This window comes from Oleidesulfovibrio vietnamensis, from assembly GCF_055388115.1.
The window spans coordinates 277469-299336 of the sequence record NZ_AP042419.1 but is presented as its reverse complement, the minus strand read 5'-3'; the positions used below and the strand labels follow the sequence as shown (position 1 = coordinate 299336).

At 60.4% G+C, this 21868-nt stretch carries 16 protein-coding genes; 14 read left to right on the top strand and 2 right to left on the bottom strand.

What is annotated here, in order from left to right:
- Positions 1–72: 72 nt before the first annotated feature.
- Positions 73–900, top strand: coding sequence for a substrate-binding periplasmic protein (locus tag ACZ5D1_RS01305; protein WP_464555661.1), 828 nt, complete (start codon positions 73–75; stop codon positions 898–900).
- A gap of 130 nt (positions 901–1030) precedes the next feature.
- Positions 1031–2431 (top strand): class II fumarate hydratase, encoded by a 1401-nt coding sequence (fumC, locus tag ACZ5D1_RS01300; protein WP_027182517.1) that lies wholly within the window; start codon positions 1031–1033, stop codon positions 2429–2431.
- Between the two features lie 12 nt (positions 2432–2443).
- Here fumC and ACZ5D1_RS01295 read toward each other — a convergent pair whose 3' ends face one another.
- On the bottom strand, positions 2444–4129 hold the full coding sequence (locus ACZ5D1_RS01295; protein WP_464555659.1) for an ATP-binding response regulator: 1686 nt from the start codon (positions 4127–4129) through the stop codon (positions 2444–2446).
- Positions 4130–4406: 277 nt separating this feature from the next.
- Here ACZ5D1_RS01295 and ACZ5D1_RS01290 point away from each other — a divergent pair, with 277 nt between their 5' ends.
- The gene (locus ACZ5D1_RS01290) at positions 4407–4958 is read left to right on the top strand and encodes an acetate uptake transporter (protein ID WP_027182519.1); all 552 of its coding nucleotides are present in this window, start codon (positions 4407–4409) and stop codon (positions 4956–4958) included.
- Positions 4959–5011: 53 nt separating this feature from the next.
- On the opposite strand, the gene ACZ5D1_RS01285 is transcribed toward ACZ5D1_RS01290, so the two are convergent.
- Positions 5012–6628, bottom strand: coding sequence for an SDR family oxidoreductase (locus ACZ5D1_RS01285; RefSeq protein WP_464555658.1), 1617 nt, complete (start codon positions 6626–6628; stop codon positions 5012–5014).
- Positions 6629–6921: 293 nt separating this feature from the next.
- On the opposite strand from ACZ5D1_RS01285, the gene ACZ5D1_RS01280 reads away from it, so the two are divergent.
- From ACZ5D1_RS01280 to sqr, 11 genes are all read left to right on the top strand, one after another.
- On the top strand, positions 6922–7389 hold the full coding sequence (locus ACZ5D1_RS01280; protein ID WP_464555656.1) for an RrF2 family transcriptional regulator: 468 nt from the start codon (positions 6922–6924) through the stop codon (positions 7387–7389).
- 287 nt (positions 7390–7676) lie between these two features.
- The gene (locus ACZ5D1_RS01275) at positions 7677–8492 is read left to right on the top strand and encodes an ABC transporter substrate-binding protein (RefSeq protein ID WP_464555654.1); all 816 of its coding nucleotides are present in this window, start codon (positions 7677–7679) and stop codon (positions 8490–8492) included.
- 154 nt (positions 8493–8646) lie between these two features.
- Positions 8647–9345 (top strand): ABC transporter permease, encoded by a 699-nt coding sequence (locus ACZ5D1_RS01270; protein ID WP_011366385.1) that lies wholly within the window; start codon positions 8647–8649, stop codon positions 9343–9345.
- Entirely contained in the window at positions 9342–10022 is a 681-nt protein-coding gene (locus ACZ5D1_RS01265; protein ID WP_464555652.1) for an ABC transporter ATP-binding protein, read from the top strand. The genes ACZ5D1_RS01270 and ACZ5D1_RS01265 overlap by 4 nt, the downstream gene beginning before the upstream one ends.
- Positions 10023–10260: 238 nt before the next feature.
- Complete coding sequence (locus ACZ5D1_RS01260; RefSeq protein WP_011366383.1) at positions 10261–11526, top strand: molybdopterin molybdotransferase MoeA; 1266 nt, start codon at positions 10261–10263, stop codon at positions 11524–11526.
- The gene (locus ACZ5D1_RS01255) at positions 11526–12305 is read left to right on the top strand and encodes a TIGR00282 family metallophosphoesterase (protein WP_011366382.1); all 780 of its coding nucleotides are present in this window, start codon (positions 11526–11528) and stop codon (positions 12303–12305) included. Before ACZ5D1_RS01260 ends, ACZ5D1_RS01255 begins: the two co-directional genes overlap by 1 nt.
- Positions 12306–12410: 105 nt before the next feature.
- Positions 12411–13604 carry a tyrosine--tRNA ligase gene (gene tyrS, locus ACZ5D1_RS01250; RefSeq protein ID WP_273194770.1) on the top strand — a complete coding sequence of 398 codons (1194 nt, stop codon included), beginning with the start codon at positions 12411–12413 and terminating at the stop codon, positions 13602–13604.
- A 282-nt stretch (positions 13605–13886) separates the two neighbouring features.
- The gene (locus ACZ5D1_RS01245; protein WP_011366380.1) at positions 13887–15356 is read left to right on the top strand and encodes a carbon starvation CstA family protein; all 1470 of its coding nucleotides are present in this window, start codon (positions 13887–13889) and stop codon (positions 15354–15356) included.
- Positions 15357–15632: 276 nt separating this feature from the next.
- Positions 15633–19418 carry a DUF748 domain-containing protein gene (locus tag ACZ5D1_RS01240; RefSeq protein WP_011366379.1) on the top strand — a complete coding sequence of 1262 codons (3786 nt, stop codon included), beginning with the start codon at positions 15633–15635 and terminating at the stop codon, positions 19416–19418.
- Positions 19419–19854: 436 nt separating this feature from the next.
- Entirely contained in the window at positions 19855–20454 is a 600-nt protein-coding gene (locus ACZ5D1_RS01235) for an RrF2 family transcriptional regulator (protein ID WP_011366378.1), read from the top strand.
- A gap of 164 nt (positions 20455–20618) precedes the next feature.
- A complete protein-coding gene (gene sqr, locus ACZ5D1_RS01230) occupies positions 20619–21860 on the top strand; it encodes a type III sulfide quinone reductase, selenoprotein subtype (RefSeq protein WP_011366377.1) in 1242 nt (413 codons plus the stop codon).
- Positions 21861–21868 lie beyond the last annotated feature (8 nt).

Genomic DNA, 21868 nt, shown 5'->3' with positions numbered 1-21868 from the left:
CCTGTGCGCCTCAGCGCGCCTGTGTTATGGTCTGTCTGTCATGCGCAGTCGCGCACGGCAGGAAGGTGCCTTATGAAACGGCCCGTCGACCTCTTTGTCAGCAGTATCTCAGCGGTGCTCATCATATTCCTTTGTGCGCAGGTCAGCGCCGATGACCGGCAGGAGCTTGCTCCGCTGCTGTTCGCAACGCAGGAATTTCCGCCCTATGCCTATACCGAACACGGCAGACCTGCGGGAACGGTGGTAAAAGCAGTGCTGGCCGCCTGCGCAGAAGCGGGATTCCCCTGTTCGGTAGCCGTCTATCCGTGGGGCCGCGCCCAGAGCAAAGTCAGAAACGGGCAGGCTGACGGACTTTTTCCTGTCGTACGCACCCGCAGCAGGGACCGCTGGCTCAGGTTCAGTGTGCCCGTCAGCACCGTGGAATACGGTTTTTTCGTACACGAAAATGATCCCGTCCAGCTGGTGTCTGCAGCGGACATGGCAGGATACAGAGTAAGCGTTTACGGTCCTTCCAACACATCACAGACGCTTGAAGCGCTGAACCGCAACCGCATGTTCACCATAGACAGACAACCTGCCAGCCTGACCGGCTTCCTCAAACTGGAGAAAGGCCGCGTCGATGCCGTATTTTCAAACAAAGCCGTGGGGGAAACGCTCATATCCCTGCATAACCTGCGCGGACTGCGCTATGCCGGAACAGCAGCCACGACTTACTACTATGTGGGTTTTTCCAGAAAAACCATACGGGATCCGGTGCTGAAGCGCTTCAACGAGGCGCTGCGGAGCCTGCCCGCACATTACGGACTGCCCGTGCCTGACCCGCTCCGGCAGGACGGAGACGATGCACAGCCTGCTTCCGCCGGAGCAGAGGAGCAGGCCGGCAACGCTGCCGGCGAGTGAAAGAAGTGCATCCGCAGGGGGGCACGCGGCCCTTCTGCATAGACACCATGACATGCCGCACGTACCATGTGCAGACGCACCGCCGCAAAAATATTCCCCGCCTCACCAATGTCACCATGAAGGAGAAGCCATGCCCCCAGCCACCCGTACGGAACATGACAGCATGGGCGCAGTGGAAGTGCCCGCCGACCGCTACTGGGGCGCGCAGACGCAGCGCTCGCTCAAATATTTCGCCATCGGGCAGGACACCATGCCCGAAGAAATCATCCGCGCTTTCGGGCTGCTGAAAAAGGCTGCCGCCATTGCCAACCGTGATCTGGGCAGGCTGGACCCGGAACTGTGCGGTTTCATATGCGCCGCAGCGGATGAAGTAGCCGACGGAAAACTTTCCGGTCACTTTCCGCTCAAGGTCTGGCAGACGGGCAGCGGCACGCAGACCAACATGAATGTGAACGAGGTCATCGCCAACCGTGCCATTGAGCTGAGCGGAGGCATTCCCGGTTCCAAATCTCCTGTGCACCCCAATGATCATGTGAACATGTCACAATCATCCAACGACACATTTCCTGCGGCCATGCACATAGCCGCAGCCACAGCCCTTTCCCGCGAACTGGTGCCTGCGGTGCGCACGCTGCGCAACGCGCTGGCACAAAAAAGCCACGACTGGCAGTCGGTGGTCAAGCTGGGCCGCACACATCTGCAGGATGCCGTGCCCATGACGCTGGGGCAGGAATTTTCCGGATACACAGCTCTTCTTGATGACGGACTGGAAAGAATAGAAGCGGTGATGCCCCATCTGCTGCGACTGGCGCTGGGCGGCACGGCAGTGGGGACGGGTCTTAACGCTCCGCGTGGTTTTGCGGGCATGGCTGCCGCGGGTGTTGCGCGCTTCACGGGTCTGCCTTTTGTACCGGCACCCAATTTTTTTGCCGTGCTTTCAGCCCACGATGCCGTGTGCATGGCCAGCGGAGCGCTGCGCACCCTTGCCGGTTCACTGATGAAAATAGCCAACGACATCCGCTGGCTGGCATCGGGGCCGCGTTGCGGCATCGGCGAACTCAGACTGCCCGCCAACGAACCCGGATCGTCCATCATGCCCGGCAAGGTCAACCCCACGCAGTGCGAAGCTCTGACCATGGTGGCCGTGCAGGTGATGGGGCTGGACGCCGCCACCGGCATAGCCGGTTCGCAGGGCAATTTCGAGCTGAACGTCTTCAAGCCGCTGATGATTTTCAATCTGCTGACATCCGTGCGCCTGCTGACAGACGGCTGCCGTTCATTCACCGCCCATGCAGTGGAAGGCATGCAGCCTGACATGCAGCGTATCAGCGACCATCTGGGCAGGTCGCTCATGCTTGTGACTGCGTTGTCGCCCGTCATCGGCTACGACAATGCCGCCAGAGCGGCGCACCACGCACATGCGCGGGGCACAACGCTCAAAGAGGCCTGTCTGGAACTGGAACTTATTTCGGCAGAAGAATTTGACGCTGCCGTGGACCCCATGGTCATGGCCGTTCCCCACGGCGCATGACTGCCTGCGGCTTCAACAGGCCTGCTGCTGTGCCCCCGCGCCACGGCCGGCTGTGTACGGCAGCAGTATGCGGAAGCAGGCTCCGCCCGATTCCGGAGAAATCATATGAAACTCTCCGCCGTGGCGGTCCACCACGATATGAAAGGAAACTGAGAGGCCCAGTCCGGTACCTTTGCCCGGCGGCTTGGTGGTAAAAAACGGATCAAACACCCGTTTTGAGATGTCTTCGGGGATTCCCGGCCCGTTGTCTTCCACTTCTATGCACACGCCCGTCTCCAGAGCAGCCGTGCGGATGCACAGCCGCGGGGTTCTGTTCTGCATGACTTCGGGAGTCATGGCCTGCGCGGCGTTGTGAAACAGGTTCAGCAGCACCTGTTCAATTTCCTGCGCAGCGCAGGGAATCTGCGGCAGCGACGACGCGAAATAGCGCTCCACCTGCACATTGCGGAAATCCCATGCGTCGTGCAGATCATAACTTTTTTCGGCCAGTTCCAGCGCGGCAGCAATAAGCCGGTGCACGTCTGCGGGCTGTTTTTCACCGCTCTGGCGGCTGAAATCCAGCATATCACGCACAATGACGGCGGCACGGCGTCCGGCATGTTCTATGCCGTCCAAAAAATACAGAATCCTGCGCTGTTCCATGTAACGTCCCAGAGCGGCCAGCGTAAGACCCGTTTCGTGCGCGGCCCGCACGTTGGCGGGCAGAGCGCCGTCCAGTCTGCGGCGCACGGTATCCACCCCCTGCAGCACTGCCCCCAGGGGATTGTTCAGTTCATGCGCCATACCTGCGGCCATGCTGCCCAGCGAGAGCATTTTTTCGCTCTGCACCATCAGGTTTTCCATACGGTCACGCACCGAAACATCGTCCAGCCGCACAACCGCACCCCCTGCCTGCGGCACGGGGTGGATATGCAGGTCCCGCACGATGGTTGTGCCCTGCGGCAGAGTCACCCGTTCGCGCAGGCGCGTGTAGGTTTCGCCGTCCTGCATGACGCGGTGCAGCAGAGCAGCATCTACGGACAGCTGCTCAAGCGGCTGCGCAAAGTCACGGCCGGTCACTTCGCCCTCGGGCAGACCGGAAAGCCGTTCCGCCGCAGGATTCCACAAGATGATGTGCCCCCCGGCGCTTATCCCCACAATGGCCGAAGGCAGCGCCCCCATGAGGGCCTGCAGGCGGTTGCGGCTGCGGGCCAGCTCCAGCCGCTGGTCTCTGTTCTCGCACAGCCGCTGATGACTGCGCAGAGCGGAAAACACGGCAGTCTTGAGCCGCTGCGACGTCAGTCCGCTTTTGTCGCGGTAATCATCTATGTCGTAATCCATCATGATGCGCTCTTCCGGCGCCTGTCCCGGATGCCCGGTGCAGAGCACTATTCTGGTCTCCGCAAGGGCCGGAAGATCACGGATGCAGCGCACAAGCTCCAGTCCGGCGTTATCGGTCTCCATCACCACATCAAGAAGAACCAGAGCATAGGTGTTCCGGCGGAGTTTCTCTTCCGCACCGGCCGCACTGCCGGCATGATCAAGCCGTATGCTGCGCCCGTCAAACACCAGATGCTGCAGCACCATGCGGGTCACCGCATGGACAGCCTCGTCGTCATCCACCACAAGGATATCCCATGCACCGCCGGCGGACTGCCGCGGTGCCTCATGTGCGTCATCGGGGGCAAAAAGGATAATTTCATCTTGTAGCTGGCTCATGACCACCTGCACGGCGCACCTGCTGAAACGGTGCTGCCGGTTTCAGATTACAGACCTTGCCACAGTATCCTCCGCGCGGGTCAACGTCGAGTATAACTGTTATAACCGCGTGCCTGTGCCAGAATGTGACACAGGCCTGCCGCCGCCGCATATGCAGCGGCACCTGCCAAAAAGCGAGCGGGCACGTCAGTACCCTTTGCCAATACGGCAAACTCCATATATAGCCCGCTGACTGAGCAAACAGCCTCAGACACCACATCACCAAGGAGTCATCACAATGGAGCACAAGCTTGCCAATCCGGCCCCTCTCGGGCTTATGGGGTTCGGAATGACAACAATTCTGCTGAACATCCACAATGCAGGATTTTTCCCCATCGGTTCCATGATTCTGGCCATGGGCTTTTTCTACGGGGGCATAGCCCAGATCATTGCGGGCATCATGGAATTTAAAAAAGGCAATACCTTCGGGCTTACTGCCTTCACTTCCTACGGACTTTTCTGGCTCACGCTGGTGGTACTCATCGTACTGCCCAAAACAGGGCTTGCCGAACCGGCACCCCACGCCTTCATGGGCTGGTATCTTTTCCTGTGGGGAGTCTTCACGCTGTTCATGTACCTCGGCACGCGTGAAGGTTCGCCGGTGCTGCGCTTTGTATTCCTTTCGCTGACGGTGCTGTTCATGCTGCTTGCCGTGCGCGACTGGACCGGTAGTGAAACCATAGGCACCATTGCCGGTTTTGAGGGCATCATCTGCGGCGCAAGTGCCTTTTATCTGGCCATGGCCGAAGTGCTGCACGAAGTACGCGGCCGCAAGATTCTTCCTTACTAAAACAACACAGCGGCCGGTCCGTGTGCATACGGACCGGCCGCTGCCGTACTTTTTCAGCGGGCGCTTCCGCCGTCTGTCGGCAGCCTGCACGCCGCGGGGTCTTCCGGCGGCAGTTTACGCACCGGCGCGCTTCCGTCGGCTCCGGCCTTGCGACCCAGCGCACGCAGCATTCCTTTGAACACCAGTCCGTGCAGCGGGTACACCAGATACCAGTAAGCCAGTCCCCACAGACCGCGCGGTAAAAACCATGCACGCATCCGCAGCTCTGTCTGCGCGCCAACGGGCACCACACGGATTTCAAGCATGGCTTCGCCGGGGACTTTCATTTCGGCCAGCAGCAGCAGATGCTCCGCGTGCCGTACGGAAAGAACCCGCCAGAAATCCAGCGCATCCCCCACACGCAGATCCACGGGATGCCGGCGGCCCCTGCGCGCGCCCACACCGCCCGCCAGCTTGTCCAGCAGCCCGCGCAGCCGCCACAGCCAGTCATCGTAATACCAGCCGGTTTCGCCCCCTATACGGCGCACCGGCTCCCACACGGCTTCCGGCGAAGCGGCAACACGCATGGAATAACCGTCCTGCAGCACGGTGCCTCCGGCATAGGGGGCATCGCCTTCCGCCAGCCATTCGGGGCGGGTGATGGCTCCGGCGTCGGTCCAGCAGGTGGCCACGGCATGCTGGCGTACCTTGTCCAGAGCCATACTTATGGCCGTACGGCAGTCAGTAAGCTGCAGCGGAATGACATCACGGATGGAATTTTCGGCGCAGACCACCCTGTTGCGCAACCCCTCGACCAGCGGCGCCGCCAGTGCGCGCGGAACCGGCGTGACCACATTGAGCCAGTGTGCGCTCAGTGCGGGTGAAAGAAACGGCACGGGAATAATCACCCGCCGCCGCAGCCCCGCCACATCGGCATACAGAGCGAATAATTCCGTATAGCTGAGGATGTCCGGCCCGCCGATATCATATGTACGCCCCGTGGTTTCGGGATGCTCAAGGCACCCTGCCAGATAGGCAAGCACGTCGGACACAGCTATGGGCTGAGTCTGCGTGCGCACCCAGCGGGGAGTGATCATCACGGGCAGTCTGTCGGCAAGATAGCGCAGAATCTCAAACGAGGCACTGCCGGAACCCAGAATCTGGGCGGCGCGCAGAGTTGTCATAGGCACCCTGCCCAGCGCGAGAATACGGGCAACTTCCGCCCGCGAACGCAGATGCGCACTGAGTTGCGGATCATCCGGCACCAGCCCGCTCAGATAGATTATACGCCGCAAACCGGACCCGCCGTCCGCCGCGGTTGATTCCGCGGCACTGGCGTTGGCGGCCTCCACCATGGCACAGGCGGCCTGCCTGTCCGCCCCCTCGAACCCCCTGCCCCCCGGCGACATGGAATGCACCAGATAGTACGCTGCCTCGCAGCCGCGCATGGCCTGCAGCAGCGAACCCGCATCCCGTGCATCAGCCTCGGTTATGCTGCACGCCGGATGTGCCGCCCACGGGCGGCAGCGCAGCTTTTCCGCGGAACGCCCGGCGGCACGCACATGCCATCCTTTTTCCAGCAGCAGGGGAACAAGGCGCCCCCCCACATAGCCCGACGCCCCCAGCACAAGCACTGTTCCCGGACCATGTGCGGCCGCACGTCCTGCAGATGCTGTCTCACTGTTATCCATGACGGCTCCTTGTTGCTGTTATGTGTTCCGGCCGTATCCCGCTGCCCCAGCATACACCACATCGCACGCCGCCGACAGCGGGCATGATGCATTCTCGCGGCATTATGCCGCCGCCCGCATGGAAAACTCTTTCCGGCTTCATGCTGACAAGCCGCCGGATACGGCTTACACTCCCGGTAAACGGTGCCCGACCGGACGCAAGTCGGGCTTTGTTGACGTGCCGCGCACCCGGCGGGTATCCGTCGCGTTCAGGCGCCTTACTCCATTATTTTCCAACATCCCATTTTGCAGATATGAAGCTTTCAGCCCGCACCCGCTATGCAGCCAGACTGCTGCTGGATCTGGCCCAGCACGCCACGGACGCACCCCGTACCGCGTCTGCTCTTTCCGAACAGACAGGGGTTTCCGTTCAATTCATCGAACAGATCATCAAACCGCTCAAAAAAGCAAAACTTATCAACAGCGTCCGGGGGGCTGCAGGCGGGCATATGCTTAGCCGCGCGCCCTCTGAAATAACACTGGCCCAGATAGTCGATGTGATGGAAGGCGGCATACGCCTGACAGACTGCTGTACCGACAACGAGCTGTGTACACGCACGCCCACCTGCAAAACGCGGGTGGCGTGGCTGCGCATTTCCGAGGTTCTTGAACGCGAGCTAAACTCCATCACTCTGGAAGACCTCATGTCCGGCGAACACCTGTTCAATATCTGCGGTTCTGACGAAGGGCTGGATGTCCGGCTGGAAGACCTGCCCGAATAGGAAGAATCGGAAGACTGCGGCGTTTGCGGCGGCGGCATCTGACCCTGCGGCACCATCAGCGCCCCCCCAAAAAAGCTCAGGCCGCCCGTAGAGGGCGGCTTTTTTCATGCGCTGCCGCACAGCGCCCGACACGTCGCGAAGGGGTATTTTTCTGCTGTGCCGGAGCAGAAGCAAGAGTTCTACTATGGACATGGCGGTAGGTATTCAGGTAATAATTTCCGCATTGTGTTTTATTTAGCTGATTGCGTACCGGAACTGACGCAAACAAACCATGACGGAGGAAAGCGATGCGGAATCTGTTACTTGTTCTGGCTCTTGTGATGAGCCTGACCGGCGTTGCGTACGCCGAAGCACCGGTTCTTATGATGGCCACCACCACCAGCACCGACAACACCGGTCTGCTGGATGACCTTGCCCCCCAGTTTACCAAAGACACCGGCATTGAACTGCGCTGGACAGCTGTGGGCACGGGCAAAGCCCTGAAAATGGGTGAAAACTGCGACGTGGACATTCTGCTGGTACACGCCCCCGCAGCGGAAAAAGCCTTTGTTGATGCCGGTTTCGGCACTGCACGCACCCAGCTTATGTACAACGATTTTGTCATCATCGGCCCCGCCGCCGACCCCGCAGGGGTCAAAGGCATGACCGTGGCCGCGGCTCTGGGCAAGATAGCCGCGGATAATGCCGTATTTGTAAGCCGCGGCGACAACTCGGGCACCCACAAGATGGAAAAAAGCCTGTGGAAGCAGATCGAAGGCCCGTCCCCTGAAAAAGAAGCATGGTATGTGCAGACCGGACAGGGCATGCTGCGCACCATCAACGTGGCTGCCGAAAAAGGCGGGTACACCATGACCGACCGCGGCACCTACATCAAATACGAAGCCTCCATGGACGGCAACCCGCCGCTGAAGATTCTGGTGGAAGGCGACAAAATTCTCTTCAACCAGTACAGCGCCATTCCGGTCAACCCCGCCCATTGCCCCAAGGTGAAAAAAGACCTTGCAGACAAGTTCGTCAATTGGATGGCCAGCCCCGCCACCCAGAAAACCATCGGCGACTTCAAGCTGATGGGCAAGGCGCTGTTCACCCCCAACGCCGAATAATACCCAGCGGCCCGATTTATGCCGGACAACCGTCCGGCCACCGGCAGAGGGGCGACCCGTTCGCCCCTCTGTCATTACAGGTCAGTATACGTCAGTACAGGCCGCCGGCAGCGTATTTTCTCCGGCTGGCACCCAAATCCTACGGAAGCCACGCATGAGCTTTATTCTGGACGGAATGACACAGGCATTCGGCCTGCTGATGGACGGCAATCCCGAAACATGGTCAGCCGTCTACGCCACAGTGGCGGTAACCACCATGTCTGTGGCGGCCAGCGTTATTCTGGGCGCGCCGCTGGGTTTTCTGCTGGGATACTGTTCATTCCCGGGCAAGCGGGCGCTGCGCATGCTTGCGGACACGCTGCTTTCTTTTCCCACCGTGGTCATAGGGCTTATCGTCTATGCCCTGCTGTCCAGCAGAGGACCGCTGGGCGGGGCGGGGCTGCTGTTCACCCTGCCGGGGGTGGCCATAGGTCAGACCCTGCTGGGACTGCCCATGGTCATAGCGCTGACCGCCAATGCCGTGGAATACGCCGACACCCGCCTGCGTGACACGCTGCTCACGCTCGGGGCTTCGGGCGGACAGGTGCTGCGGGCCATGCTGTGGGAAGTGCGTTATCATCTGCTGCTTGCCGCTGTGGCCGCTTACGGACGCATTGTGTCCGAGGTGGGCATATCCATGATGGTGGGCGGCAACATAAAGTGGCACACCCGCACCATAACCACGGCCATTGCGCTGGAAACAGGCAAAGGCGAGTTCGCCATGGGCATTGCACTGGGCGTGGTGCTGATGGTCATAGCCTTTCTGGTCAACCTTTCTCTTTCCGGTCTTAAACGCAGGGCGGTGATACGATGAACCCGGCTGACCATGACACGGCGCCGCTGTACAGTCTGCGCAACGTGACCCAGCAGTACACGGGCAACGACGGCGCGCGGCATACGGCGCTGGATATTGCCGGACTGGACATAGCGCAGGGAGAAATACTGGGCGTGGCCGGTGCCAACGGCAGCGGCAAGTCCACGCTTATGCGGCTGCTGGCTTTTCTGGAGCCTCCGGCCTCCGGCTCTCTTTTTTTTGACGGAAGCGACGCGTGCGCCGCGGGCACGGCCGTACGGCGGCAGGTAACCCTGCTGACACAGGAACCCTATCTGCTGCACCGCAGCGTGGCCGCAAACATTGCATACGGCCTGCGAGCCCGCGGCAAAGACGCCTCGCACAGCCGCCTTGCAGAAGCACTGCAAAGGGTACGGCTCGACCCTGATGATTTTCTGCGGCGTCCATGGTTCCGGCTTTCCGGCGGCGAGGCACAGCGCGTGGCCCTTGCGGCACGGCTGGTCCTGCGCCCCCGTGTGCTTCTGCTGGACGAACCCACCGCCTCGCTTGATGAAGACAGTTCTGCAGCGGTGCGCCACGCGGTGCTGACCGAACGCAGAGAACGCGGCACCACGCTGGTTATCGTATCGCATGACCACGGCTGGCTGCGCGATGTCACCGACCGCATTATCCGCATCAGCAAAGGCCGCATGGAATAACCCCGCCCGGCAACTGCTCCGGCCGCAACCCTGCGCATACCGCAGGTGCAGTTCTTACCCGCGCTGCGCGCCTCCTGCGGGCTGCCGCTTTCGTCCTTGTGCACCGGCCGCATGACGGCTATGCTTCCCGTTCTCCATGTCTGCCGTCTGTTTTTTTGTACAGCGTCACCTGTGTGCCCTGCGGGTATACCGGCAGCCCGCGGCATGGAAAATCCTCCCAAGCCATGCGAGTGAAACTATGAAAACAGGTTTTTTCAACGTGCTGGATGTGCAGAGCTTTATAGACCGCCTGCGCGGATTCGACCATCTGCCCGCGCTGCAGACCCCGCTTGACGAAGCCCACGGCTGCGTGCTGGCCGCGCCTGTGGTTTCGCCCGAAGACCTGCCGGCGGCAGACCGTTCGTGCATGGACGGCTATGCCGTGCGCGCCGCGGACCTTTTCGGCACCACCGAAGGCAACCCCGCCTACCTTGAATGCACGGGCACCGTCAGCATCGAACGCCCCGCAGATTTCAGCATAGCCGCCGGAGAATGCGCTGCCATAGTCACCGGCGCGCTGCTGCCCCGGGGAGCCGATGCCGTGGTGATGGTGGAGCACACGCAGGAAATGGGCGCGGGCACCGTTGAAATACGCAAATCCGTGGCGCCGCACGAACACGTCATGCTGCGGGGCGAAGATGCCGTGCAGGGGCAACCGGCGCTGACCGCCGGTACGCTGCTGCGCGCGCAGGAAATAGGCCTGCTCGCCGCGCTGGGAGTGCAGACGGTGCATGTGCACCGCCGGCCGCGCGTGGGCATTTTTTCCACCGGAGACGAAGTTATTCCGGCGCATGCCACGCCGCGCCCCGGACAGGTGCGCGATGTGAACAGCCACGCGCTGCAGGCCATGGCCCGTGCCGCAGGAGCCGCCGTAACCTGTTACGGCATTGTGCCGGACGACGAAAAAGCACTGACCGCCATGCTGGCGCGCACCACGGCGGAAAACGACATGGTCCTTCTTTCCGGCGGCAGTTCTGTGGGCACCCGCGACCTGACCATGGCCGCCCTTGATTCGCTGGACGGAGCCGCTGTCATCAACCACGGCGTTGCCATAAGCCCCGGCAAGCCGCTCATACTGGCCTCTGCAGACGGCAAAGGTCAGCGCTGCGCCGTCTGGGGGCTGCCCGGGCAGGTCACCTCGGCGCAGGTTGTCATGTTTGTACTGGGCATCCCTTTTGTTCACTGGCTGGCGGGCAGACGCACGCCGTTTGACCAGTCGGCATGGGCTTCGCGCCGGGCGGTGCTGGCGCGCAACATTGCTTCCAGACAGGGGCGCGAAGACTACATCCGCGTACGGCTGCATGCAGAAGAGGACGGGCGGGTCACGGCCACTCCGGTCACAGGCAAGTCCGGACTGCTGCGCACCATGCTGCAGGCACACGGTGTCGTGCGCATACCGGCACACAGCGAAGGGCTGGACAGCGGTACGCAAGTGGATGTGCTGCTTTTCGGAGGCGGATACTGATGCGTATACTCATGCTGGGCGACGTGGTGGGCAAGCCGGGCAGACTGGCCCTGCGCGAACATCTGCCGCCGCTGATCAGCCGGTGCGGTGCAGACTTCACCGTGGTCAACGGAGAAAACGCCTCCGGCGGCATCGGCCTTACCGGCGAAGGTTTTTCGGCACTTGCCGCGGCCGGTGCCGATGTGGTCACATCGGGCAACCACATATGGAAACACAAAGAAATTTATGCAGTGCTGGGCCGTGAGGAGCGCCTCATACGTCCCGCCAACTATCCTGCAGGCGCTCCGGGCAACGGGCTGACCGTCCGGCAGAGCGCGGACGGGCACAAAATAGCCGTCATCAACCTGCTGGGCAGAACATTCATGGAAGCTGTGGACTGCCCTTTTCAGTGCGCAGAGACGCTGCTGGCATCGCTGCCCGGCGATGTCGTCATACGCCTGCTGGACTTTCACGCCGAGGCCACCAGTGAAAAAAAAGCCATGGGCTGGTATCTGGACGGCCGCATAACCGTGCTGGGCGGCACGCATACCCATGTGCAGACCAACGACGCACAGATTCTGCCGCAGGGCACCGCATATATGACCGACCTTGGCATGTGCGGCGTGGAAAGCTCTGTTCTGGGTATGGATCATGCCTGCATTGTGGAAAAAATGGTCACCAGGCTGCCCCGCCGGTTTGTACCGGCCAAGGGCCGCGGCGGTCTGAACGGACTGCTGACGGAACTGGACCCCGCCACAGGCAAAGCCGTGCAGGTTGAAATTATACGCATTGAACCGTAAAAGCGTGCTGATGCGGGGCAGGTGCGCGGCAGACGGCGTCTTTGACATCAGTGCCGTTCTCTGCAACACCAGCCCGATCAAATACAACTACATGGAAGTGTGACAATGGACATGGATCAACAACTCAAGACGATTCTGCGCGGCAGTGCGGAGTTCATCGATGAAGAAGAACTGAAAAAGAAGCTTGCCAAAGGCAGACCGCTGCGCGTCAAGGCCGGATTCGACCCCACCGCGCCCGACCTGCATCTGGGACACACCGTCCTTATTCACAAGCTGCGTCATTTTCAGGAGCTGGGCCACACGGTCATCTTTCTCATCGGCGACTTCACCGGCATGATCGGCGACCCTTCGGGCCGTTCCGAAACCCGCCCGCCGCTCACCCGCGAACAGGTTCTGCAGAACGCCGAGACCTATAAAAAACAGGTCTTCAAAATTCTGGATCCTGAAAAAACCGAGGTGCGGTTCAACTCCGAATGGATGGACAAATTCGGCGCAGCCGATTTCATCCGTCTTGCTTCGCGATATACCGTTGCCCGCATGCTGGAACGCGACGACTTTGAAAAGCGCTATCGCAGCAACATGACCATTTCCATCCATGAATTTCTGTATCCCCTCGTGCAGGGCTATGACTCCGTGGCGCTTGAAGCCGATGTGGAACTGGGCGGCACCGACCAGAAATTCAACCTGCTGGTGGGCAGACATCTGCAGAGCCAGGAAGGTCAGGAACCGCAGTGCGTGCTCACTGTGCCCATCCTCGAAGGGCTTGACGGCGTCAAAAAGATGTCAAAGTCGCTGGGCAACTATGTGGGCATAGATGAACCGCCCGCCGACATGTTCGGCAAGCTCATGTCCGTTTCCGACGAACTGATGTGGCGCTATTACGAACTTATCACCACCAAAACTCTGGACGAAATTGCCGAGCTGCAGCGCAGGGTGGAAAGCGGCGAGCTGCATCCCAAAACAGCCAAGGAAGAGCTGGCCGAACACATCACCGCGCAGTACCACGGCAGCGATAAAGCCGCCGAAGCGCGTCAGGGCTTCAATGCCGTGTTTGCGCAGGGCTGTGTGCCCGACGACATGCCCGAGTTCTCGTGCTCCTGCGGCGAAGACAGTACTCCGCCGGCGTTTCTGGCCGATTCCGGGCTTGCCGGTTCACGCGGCGAGGCAAAACGCCTCATCAAACAGGGAGCCCTTTCGCTGGACGGCGAAAAACTGGACGACCCCAACACGCCCCTGACTGCCGGCGAGTATGTCGTGCGGCTGGGTAAAAAACGTTTCCTCAGACTTATTGTGCGCTGAGCAGCCTTTACCGGCAGCATATGACACAAAAAACGGAGCATCCGCCCATGGCGGATGCTCTTTTTTATGCACCGATGCAACTGACACCCCTTGACCGGCAATTCATCCCCTGCAAGTGCAATTCGTGCCTGCACGTTTGCAGCGCTCCGGAATAAGAGTATAACTTTCTACAATCAGACCATCGGGCACCGGACGGCTGGCCTGCCGCTGCAGCCCGTTTTCTGGCGGAGGAGGGATGCGCCCCCGCGCATCGAACCGGAGTTTTGAAAAAGGAGTGGAGTCATGCTGTACTTTTTTCTGGCTGTTGCAGCACTGCTGGTCGGCTACGCCGTATACAGCAAGGTAGTGGAACGCGCCTTCGGCGCGGATGAATGCCGGGCCACACCGGCCTGCACCATGGAAGACGGTGTGGACTATGTGAAGATGGATCCCAAAAAAATCTGGCTGATCCAGCTTCTGAACATTGCCGGTCTGGGTCCCATCTTCGGCCCCATTCTGGGTGCGCTGTACGGTCCCGCGGCCCTGCTGTGGATTGTCATCGGATCTATTTTCGCGGGTGCTGTGCACGACTACTTCGCAGGCATGATGTCGGTGCGCTACAGCGGCAAATCCATCCCCGACGCCGTCGGCTACAACCTTGGTTCTTTCGCCAAGCACTTCATGAACGTGTTCGCCGTCATTCTGCTGCTGCTTGTGGGCGTCGTGTTTGTTCTCGGTCCGGCAAAGCTGCTGGCAGTCAAGCTGGGCTTCGGCCTTGAAGGCGACGGCGCCGTGGCCACCGCCACCATGATCTGGACGGGCATCATTTTCTGTTACTACTTTATCGCCACCGTACTGCCCGTGGATAAAATCATCGGCCGGTTGTACCCCCTGTTCGCCGTGGTGCTGCTTATCATGGCGTTCGGCCTGACCATCATGCTCATCGCCAAGGGATACGAATTCTATCCGCAGGGTCTCACGCTTGAAAACCTGCATCCCAAAAACCTGCCCATGTGGCCGCTGATGTTCATCACCATCGCCTGCGGTGCCATTTCCGGCTTCCATGCCACGCAGTCTCCGCTGATGGCCCGCTGCGTGCCCGATGAAAAATGCGGACGCCCCATATTCTACGGCGCCATGATCGGCGAAGGCATCATCGCCCTTATCTGGGCAACTCTGGGCATGAGCTTTTTCCACACCCCCGGAGAACTGCAGGCCGTGCTGGATAACGGCGGCCCCGCAGCCGTGGTGGATACTGTATCCATGACCCTTATGGGGCCCATAGGCGGCTTCCTTGCCATCATCGGCGTGGTGGTTCTGCCCATCACTTCCGGTGACACGGCTTTCCGTTCCGCCCGTCTCATCATTGCCGACTTCATCAAGCTGCCTCAGAAGGCACCGGTCAAGCGTCTGTTCATTGCCGTGCCGCTGTTCGCAGTCGGCTACGCCATCACGCTCACGCCGTTTGCAGTCATCTGGCGCTACTTCGGCTTTTCCAACCAGCTGCTGGCCACCATCGTGCTGTGGGCGGGCGCCATGTATCTTGTCCGCCACGGCAAGGCACACTGGATGGCATCCATCCCCGCCACATTCATGACGGCAGTATGCGCAACCTACCTTGCCTACGCCAAAATCGGCTTCGGCCTTTCCATGGATATCGCACAGGTTTTCGGCATTGCCGTGGCTGTGCTGTGCGCCGGTTTCTTCCTGGTGAAGATCCGCAGCGTGCCCGTGGAGCCCGACGCCGCCGACGGTCCCGGCCGCATCGGCTGATCCGTCACAGCACTCAGAGCCCCCGCCGCAGCGGGGGCTTTTTTATGCGGCGCCGCATGCCGGTCCGACCACAGGCCCTGCCGATCACCCCGCGCAATTCCCTGCAGCCCTTGGGTGCCACGGCGCAACCTTTGCCGCAGCACCCAAGGGAAACGCGCAGCCTTCCGCCGCCCCGTTCCGTCAGCATCTCTTTTCGGGAAAAGCAGATACGCTTCTGGAAAAGAGCATCTGCTTGCGCTATGGTGCGGGCATCACGTCATATGACCGGAGGCTCCCATGAATCTGTCACAACGCTGGAACACCCTGCCGCGCAAAGCAAAACTTGCCATACTCTGGCTGGCCGGACTGCTTGCCGTCTGGACAGCCGGCGGTTTTTTTCTGGTACCGCACATCGCGCGCGACGCTGTGGAAAGCAACCTGTCGCAGGCTCTGGGACGCAACTGTTCCGTGGGCGGCATGTCGTTCAACCCGTTCACGCTTTCCGTCGAGCTGCGCGATACCGCCGTGCTGCGCAAAGACGGCTCCGGTCCGTTCATCTCCTTCCGCTCCGTCAGGGCGGCACCGGATATCACCACCATATTCTACCGGGCGCCGGTCATCCGCTATATATCCATCGACCGGCTGGCGGTGTCTCTCGAATTCATGGGCAAGGGGCAATACAACTTCTCCGACCTTATGCCTCCTTCCGCCGAAGCCCGGCCGGAAGACAGCGGGCAGGACGACGCGGTATTTCCTTTTGCCGTACGCAATTTCATGCTGACAAACAGCTCCATCGTCTTCCGTGACACGCCCCACGGCATCACCCACACCGTGACGGACCTCAATCTGCAGGTACCGTTCACCTCCAGTCTGGCCGGAGACAGGGACGCTCCCGTGGAACCGCGTATGAACGCCACCGTCAACGGCAATGCCGTCGACTTCGAGGGGCGCATAGTTCCTTTCGGCAACAAACTGCGCACCGACTTCATCTTTGCCGCAGACAACATCGAACTGAAGGATTACTGGCAGTATATTCCCGCCGGAATTCCGCTGGAACTCGCCAGCGGACGGCTTTCAACCGCTGTCAATTTCTCTTTCGCCGAACAGGCTTCGGGTTCGCTGCTGCATATCAGCGGCAACGGCACACTGGCCGATGTGGCTTTGTACGACGGCAAAAAGAAAGTCCTTGGTTTTGATGCATTCTCATACGACATCGGCAGGTTTTCCCTGTTTGAACAGCTGCTGCACGTCCGCAGCGCCGTACTGACAAAACCTTTTGCGGACATCACGCGCAGCGCGTCGGGGCAGCTGAACTGGCAACGCTATGCGGCGGCGCTGCTCACTCCTCCTGCTGCCGCGCAGGAAAACATGGCGCCGGTGCAACGTTCAGCAGCTGCCGCAAACGCCACCGTGCCGAAAAACACAGACGGACAGACCGCAAAGCAGGCAGACGGCTTCGGCTTCAGCATACAGCTTGATGCGGCATCGGTTACCGGCGGTTCGGTGGCCCTGCATGACAACATGGTCGAAGGCGGCTTCAACCACACCTTCGGCCCGCTGGACATAACACTGAACAATCTGAGCACAACCGGCGGCAAAGGCTCTGTGGGCATCTCTATGCAGGGAGCCGGAACCGCCGCGCTGAAAGGCACTCTGGGACTGAACCCCCTGAGCGGCGAGATACAGGCATCTCTGAACAACACCGACCTGCGTCTGTTCACCCCGTATATACATCAGGCACAGCCCCTGCTGCTGGACAGCGGCAGGCTGAGTGCCCGTGCCCGCGCTTCATTCAGCGCGGGCGCAACCCTGAACGCCACCGTGCAGGATGCGGGGATTACCCTTTCTGCACTGGAACTGCGCAAACAGGGCAATAAAACACCGAGCATCCGCATACCCGAACTGACCGTTTCCGGCGTGCAGATACGTCCGGACAGCCGTCAGGCACAGGTGGCGGATATCACGCTGCGCGACGGCTTTGTCCGCATGGTGCGGGAAAAAAGCGGCAGTATGGACCTGCAACGGCTGTTTACAGAACACAGCACGGCCGGAACGGCAGAGGACACCGCCCCGCAGGAAAACGACGGCAGTCCGTGGTCGTTCACCGTGCAAAAGGCCGCACTGCAAAACAGCGAATGTGTGCTGCTGGATGAAACCCTGCCCCGCGCCGCACGGCTGACGGTCACCGGCATCAATCTGGATGTGACGGGTGCCGGCAGCGATGCCGCCGCGCCGGTGGAGTTCAGTTTTTCCGGCAACTGGCTGCCGCACGGCAGGCTTGCCGCAGAAGGTTCCCTGACCCGCGACCCGCTGCGTGCCGACGTACGCTCCTCCACCCGCAACATGTCGCTGGCGGCCTTTGATCCGTACCTTGCAGCCGTCACCGACATGGTGCTGGCCAAAGGCGGTGTGGACAGCGACCTGCGCGTTTCCGTGCGGGGCAACGGCATGCAGGGCATCCGTGCCGGCGGCAGCGTGGCAGTAAGAGATGTACTGGTACGCGACGCCATGCACAAAGACGGCATCGCATCGCTGGGCAGTCTGGCCGTCAACGGCATCGCCTTTGACGGCGCGGCCGAAACTCTTTCCGCAGAGACCGTGCGCCTTGAAAAGCCGAAACTGGATATCCTGCGGGAACAGGACGGCATGCTGAACCTGCAGCGGGTACTGCGTGCCGGACCCGTGCAGGTCAACGCCACCGCCGTGGCAGACGCCACCGTTACCGCAGACGTAACCGGCATTCCGGAAGAAGAATCAGTGCTGCCGCAAACCGGTGCAGACGGTGATGTGCAGATGCGTGTGGCCGTCAATGCCACCATGCCCGGAGCACCGGCATCAGACAAAGACAGCGCATCCCCTGCCGGTCTGGAAAAGCACTTTTCAGACGTACGGCTGGGCGGCGCCTTCATCAGCGACGGCACGGTGCATTTCCGCGACGTCTCTGTTTCGCCGCCCTTTGAACTGACACTGGCCGGGCTCAATGCCACCCTCTCGTCAGTTTCCCTTTCCGCGGCTTCACGCCCCGACCTGAGGGTCGACGGCAGGCTGAACGGTGTTCCGCTGACACTGCAGGGAGCGCTCAACCCGCTGGTTTCACCACCGTATTCCGATCTGGCCCTGCGCATAGCCAACCTCGACCTTGTGGCGTTTTCGCCGTACTCGCTGCAGGGCATCGCCTATCCCGTCAAACGGGGCAGGCTGGATGTCGAATCACGCTTTAAAACCGAGGACTGGCTGCTTACATCCGACACCCGGCTGCATGTGGCACGGCTGGCGCTGGGAGAAAAAGACAGACGCCCCGACGCCCCCAATTACCCTGTGGAGCTGGGTATAGCCCTGCTGCGCGGCCCCGGAGGCGACATCGACATTTCGCTGCCGGTCCGCGGCCGGCTGGACGACCCCAACTTCCGGGTGGGCGGCATAGTGCTGCAGGCCGTGGTGAATCTGGTCATGAAGGCCATGACATCGCCCTTTGCGCTTATAGGCGGACTCTTCGGCGGCGGAGAAGATCTGGACTTTGTGGCAATGTCTGCCGGAAGCACCGCACTGGATGCCGCGGCAGAGCAGAAAATATCATCCATCGCCACCGCACTGGCCGAAAGGCCGGGACTGGAGCTGGAAATACAGGGGCTGGCCGACGCCGTACGCGACAGGCAGGCGCTGGAAAAAGCCGCCTTTGACCTGCGCATAAAAACCCGCAAATATCTGGACCTGCCGCGCAGCGAAAGGGCGGCGACGTCTCCCGCGGAAGTCATGGTGACCGCCGAGGAATATCCTGAATATCTGCGCTCCGCATACGAAGAAGAGCCTTCCGACGACCCTGAAGCCAAACCCACAGGGCTCTTCGGCATCGTAAAAGACCAGCCGGTTGAATTCATGGAGGCTTTTCTGCGCCGCAGCACCGCCGTAAGCGATGCAGACCTCGGCGCTTTTGCACTGGAACGGGCCAGAGCCGTGCGTCAGGCCATCCTTGCCCTCCGTCCCGATGTGGCCGGCAGGCTGCTGCTGGTACAGCCTGATATCACCGGCAGACAGGGCGGAAAAGCCGCACAGAAACCCGGAGTTTCGCTGACCTTGCGCTAGCAGCATCCGGCTGACACAAAACACCGCAGACAGGCGGCCCCGATGGGCCGCCTGTTTTGTATGCATCCGGCGCGGTGCAATGCATGCGTCTGTCACAGGGTGAGCGACCGCCCGCGTAATCTCCTCCTGTTCCGGTATATATTCAAGCCGGCAACGCTATAGCAGCACTCTCACACCCCCTGCAAAGCAGATTGAACACCCACTCAAAAAAAGACTTTTTTTCACAAATATCAATACCCTGCAATTTACTGACATTTTTTTAATCTCCTCCCTTGACAGGGGGGATTCGATTGTCTTAATCAGACCAAACAAGTCTGGATTTTGGGGGTCTGCTTTTGCTTAATCCAGACTGTATTAATCTAGATAAATTAAATCCGCTTTACACAATCCACGCCGCCGTCCGCGATGCCGGCATGGATGGAACCGGGAGAGACACATGCGCATTTCTGCATCGTCACACTACGCATCGAGAATTCTCGTCATGCTTACACGCCATGCCGACGAAGCCCCCATTCCTGCAGCCGCTCTGGCAGATCGTTCCGGTATCTCCATCAAGTTTGTGGAAAAGCTCATCCGCCCGCTGAAGCAGGCCGGTCTGGTGGAAAGTGTCCGCGGCGCCACCGGCGGTCACATGCTGGCCATGCGCCCTGAACAGATCAGTCTGGGCGATGTGGTACGCGCCATGGAAGGCGGCATAGACCTGACACACTGCTGCGACGATCCGGAACGCTGCCGTTCCAAGGAATCGTGCCGTACCCGCCAGATGTGGTCAGGCGTCAGCCGCGCCCTTGAACGCACACTGGACGCCATAACCCTGCTGGACCTGCTGAACGACCCCGCCCCCGAATGCACCAGCCTGCCCGAACCGCCCCAGAAAAACAGCCGCCCCGCCAAAGCACAGCAGGCGGAATCCGGTCCGCATACCGGCCGCGAAAAGCTGCTTTCTTCCCGCGGGATGAACACCGGGCGCTGCTGCGACACGCTGCTTACCGCCAAGGGGCAATGCTCATGCAGCCACGGCTGCCCTGCCCCGTAGCGGAACAACCATAAGGAAACGCTCGCCCGCCTTTTCCGCCGGGCGTTCGACAACGCCCACGGATATCCGGGGGCCGGAAGGATACCCGCCGCTCCATTTTGCCACTGGAGGGGCGTAACAAGATTACACGCTTCCTGACTGGAAGCGCCATAAAGGAGAACGGCATGAAAAAGTTGCTCATTCTTGGTGCTGGTGCCGGCGGTACCATGATTGCCACCAAAATGAGGAAAAAGCTGTCGGAACGCGAGTGGGAAATCACTATCATCGACCGCGACCTCACCCATCATTATCAGGCGGGCTGGCTGTTTGTGCCCTTCAGCATATACAACCTGAAGGACTGCGAGCGCCCCAAAAAGTCGTTCATTCCCCGTGGCGTGGAATTTGTGCAGGACACCATCGTCAACGTGGATCCTGTTAAAAAAGTGGTTACCTGCGAAAACGGCAAGCACACCTATGACTGGATCATCGTATCCACCGGCTGCCGTATTGCGCCCGAAGAAGTCGACGGCCTCATGGACGACTGGCACGGCGACATCCACGATTTTTACACACCCAACGGCGCAGTGGCCCTTGAAAAAAAGCTCAAGCAGTTCAAAAAAGGGCGTCTGGTTCACCATATCTGCGAAAGCCCCATCAAGTGTCCGGTTGCACCGCTTGAATTCGTCTACATGGCCGACTGGTACTTCACCAAAATGGGCGTGCGCGACGATATCGAGATAGAGCTTGTCACTCCGCTGACAGGTGCCTTTACCAAGCCGGTGGGCGCCCGCATTCTGGGCGAACTGTGCGACAAGAAAAACATCAAGGTGACCACCAACTATGTGGTGGACAACGTGGATGCCGAGCGCAAGGTCATCGAATCCGTCATGGGTGACGAAATCAACTACGACCTGCTTGTCTCCATTCCGCCCAACTTCGGCCCCACCTATGTGGTGGACAGCGAAATCGGCAACGAAGTCGGCTTCCTGGAAACCGACAAGGGCACTCTGAAGTCCAAGCGCTGGGAAAATATGTATATCCTTGGTGACGGCACCAACGTGCCCACCTCCAAGGCCGGCTCGGTCGCACACTTCGAAGCGGACATCGTCGCCGAAAACCTGATGGCGGACCTCACCGGTTCCGGCCACTACCACCATTTTGACGGGCACTCCACCTGCTTCATCCTGACCGGCTACGAAAAAGCCTCGCTCATCGACTTCAGCTACGATGTGGAACCCCTGCCGGGCATGTTCCCCTTCCCGGGTGTGGGCCCCTGCGAACTGCTGGCCGAAAGCCACATCAACTACTGGGGCAAGCTCATGTTCAAGTGGGTGTACTTCAACCTGATGCTGAAGGGTCACGACCTGCCTCTGGAGCCCAACATGTACCTGCACGGCAAGGATATTTCCCTGCTGCGCAAGAAATAGGTCGGGGG

Excerpts from the sequence above, each read along its gene's own strand:
- ACZ5D1_RS01305 (WP_464555661.1), top strand. The coding sequence starts at position 73 with ATGAAACGGCCCGTCGACCTCTTTGTCAGCAGTATCTCAGCGGTGCTC.
- fumC (WP_027182517.1), top strand. The coding sequence starts at position 1,031 with ATGCCCCCAGCCACCCGTACGGAACATGACAGCATGGGCGCAGTGGAA.
- ACZ5D1_RS01295 (WP_464555659.1), bottom strand. The coding sequence starts at position 4,129 with ATGAGCCAGCTACAAGATGAAATTATCCTTTTTGCCCCCGATGACGCA.
- ACZ5D1_RS01290 (WP_027182519.1), top strand. The coding sequence starts at position 4,407 with ATGGAGCACAAGCTTGCCAATCCGGCCCCTCTCGGGCTTATGGGGTTC.
- ACZ5D1_RS01285 (WP_464555658.1), bottom strand. The coding sequence starts at position 6,628 with ATGGATAACAGTGAGACAGCATCTGCAGGACGTGCGGCCGCACATGGT.
- ACZ5D1_RS01280 (WP_464555656.1), top strand. The coding sequence starts at position 6,922 with ATGAAGCTTTCAGCCCGCACCCGCTATGCAGCCAGACTGCTGCTGGAT.
- ACZ5D1_RS01275 (WP_464555654.1), top strand. The coding sequence starts at position 7,677 with ATGCGGAATCTGTTACTTGTTCTGGCTCTTGTGATGAGCCTGACCGGC.
- ACZ5D1_RS01270 (WP_011366385.1), top strand. The coding sequence starts at position 8,647 with ATGAGCTTTATTCTGGACGGAATGACACAGGCATTCGGCCTGCTGATG.
- ACZ5D1_RS01265 (WP_464555652.1), top strand. The coding sequence starts at position 9,342 with ATGAACCCGGCTGACCATGACACGGCGCCGCTGTACAGTCTGCGCAAC.
- ACZ5D1_RS01260 (WP_011366383.1), top strand. The coding sequence starts at position 10,261 with ATGAAAACAGGTTTTTTCAACGTGCTGGATGTGCAGAGCTTTATAGAC.
- ACZ5D1_RS01255 (WP_011366382.1), top strand. The coding sequence starts at position 11,526 with ATGCGTATACTCATGCTGGGCGACGTGGTGGGCAAGCCGGGCAGACTG.
- tyrS (WP_273194770.1), top strand. The coding sequence starts at position 12,411 with ATGGACATGGATCAACAACTCAAGACGATTCTGCGCGGCAGTGCGGAG.
- ACZ5D1_RS01245 (WP_011366380.1), top strand. The coding sequence starts at position 13,887 with ATGCTGTACTTTTTTCTGGCTGTTGCAGCACTGCTGGTCGGCTACGCC.
- ACZ5D1_RS01240 (WP_011366379.1), top strand. The coding sequence starts at position 15,633 with ATGAATCTGTCACAACGCTGGAACACCCTGCCGCGCAAAGCAAAACTT.
- ACZ5D1_RS01235 (WP_011366378.1), top strand. The coding sequence starts at position 19,855 with ATGCGCATTTCTGCATCGTCACACTACGCATCGAGAATTCTCGTCATG.
- sqr (WP_011366377.1), top strand. The coding sequence starts at position 20,619 with ATGAAAAAGTTGCTCATTCTTGGTGCTGGTGCCGGCGGTACCATGATT.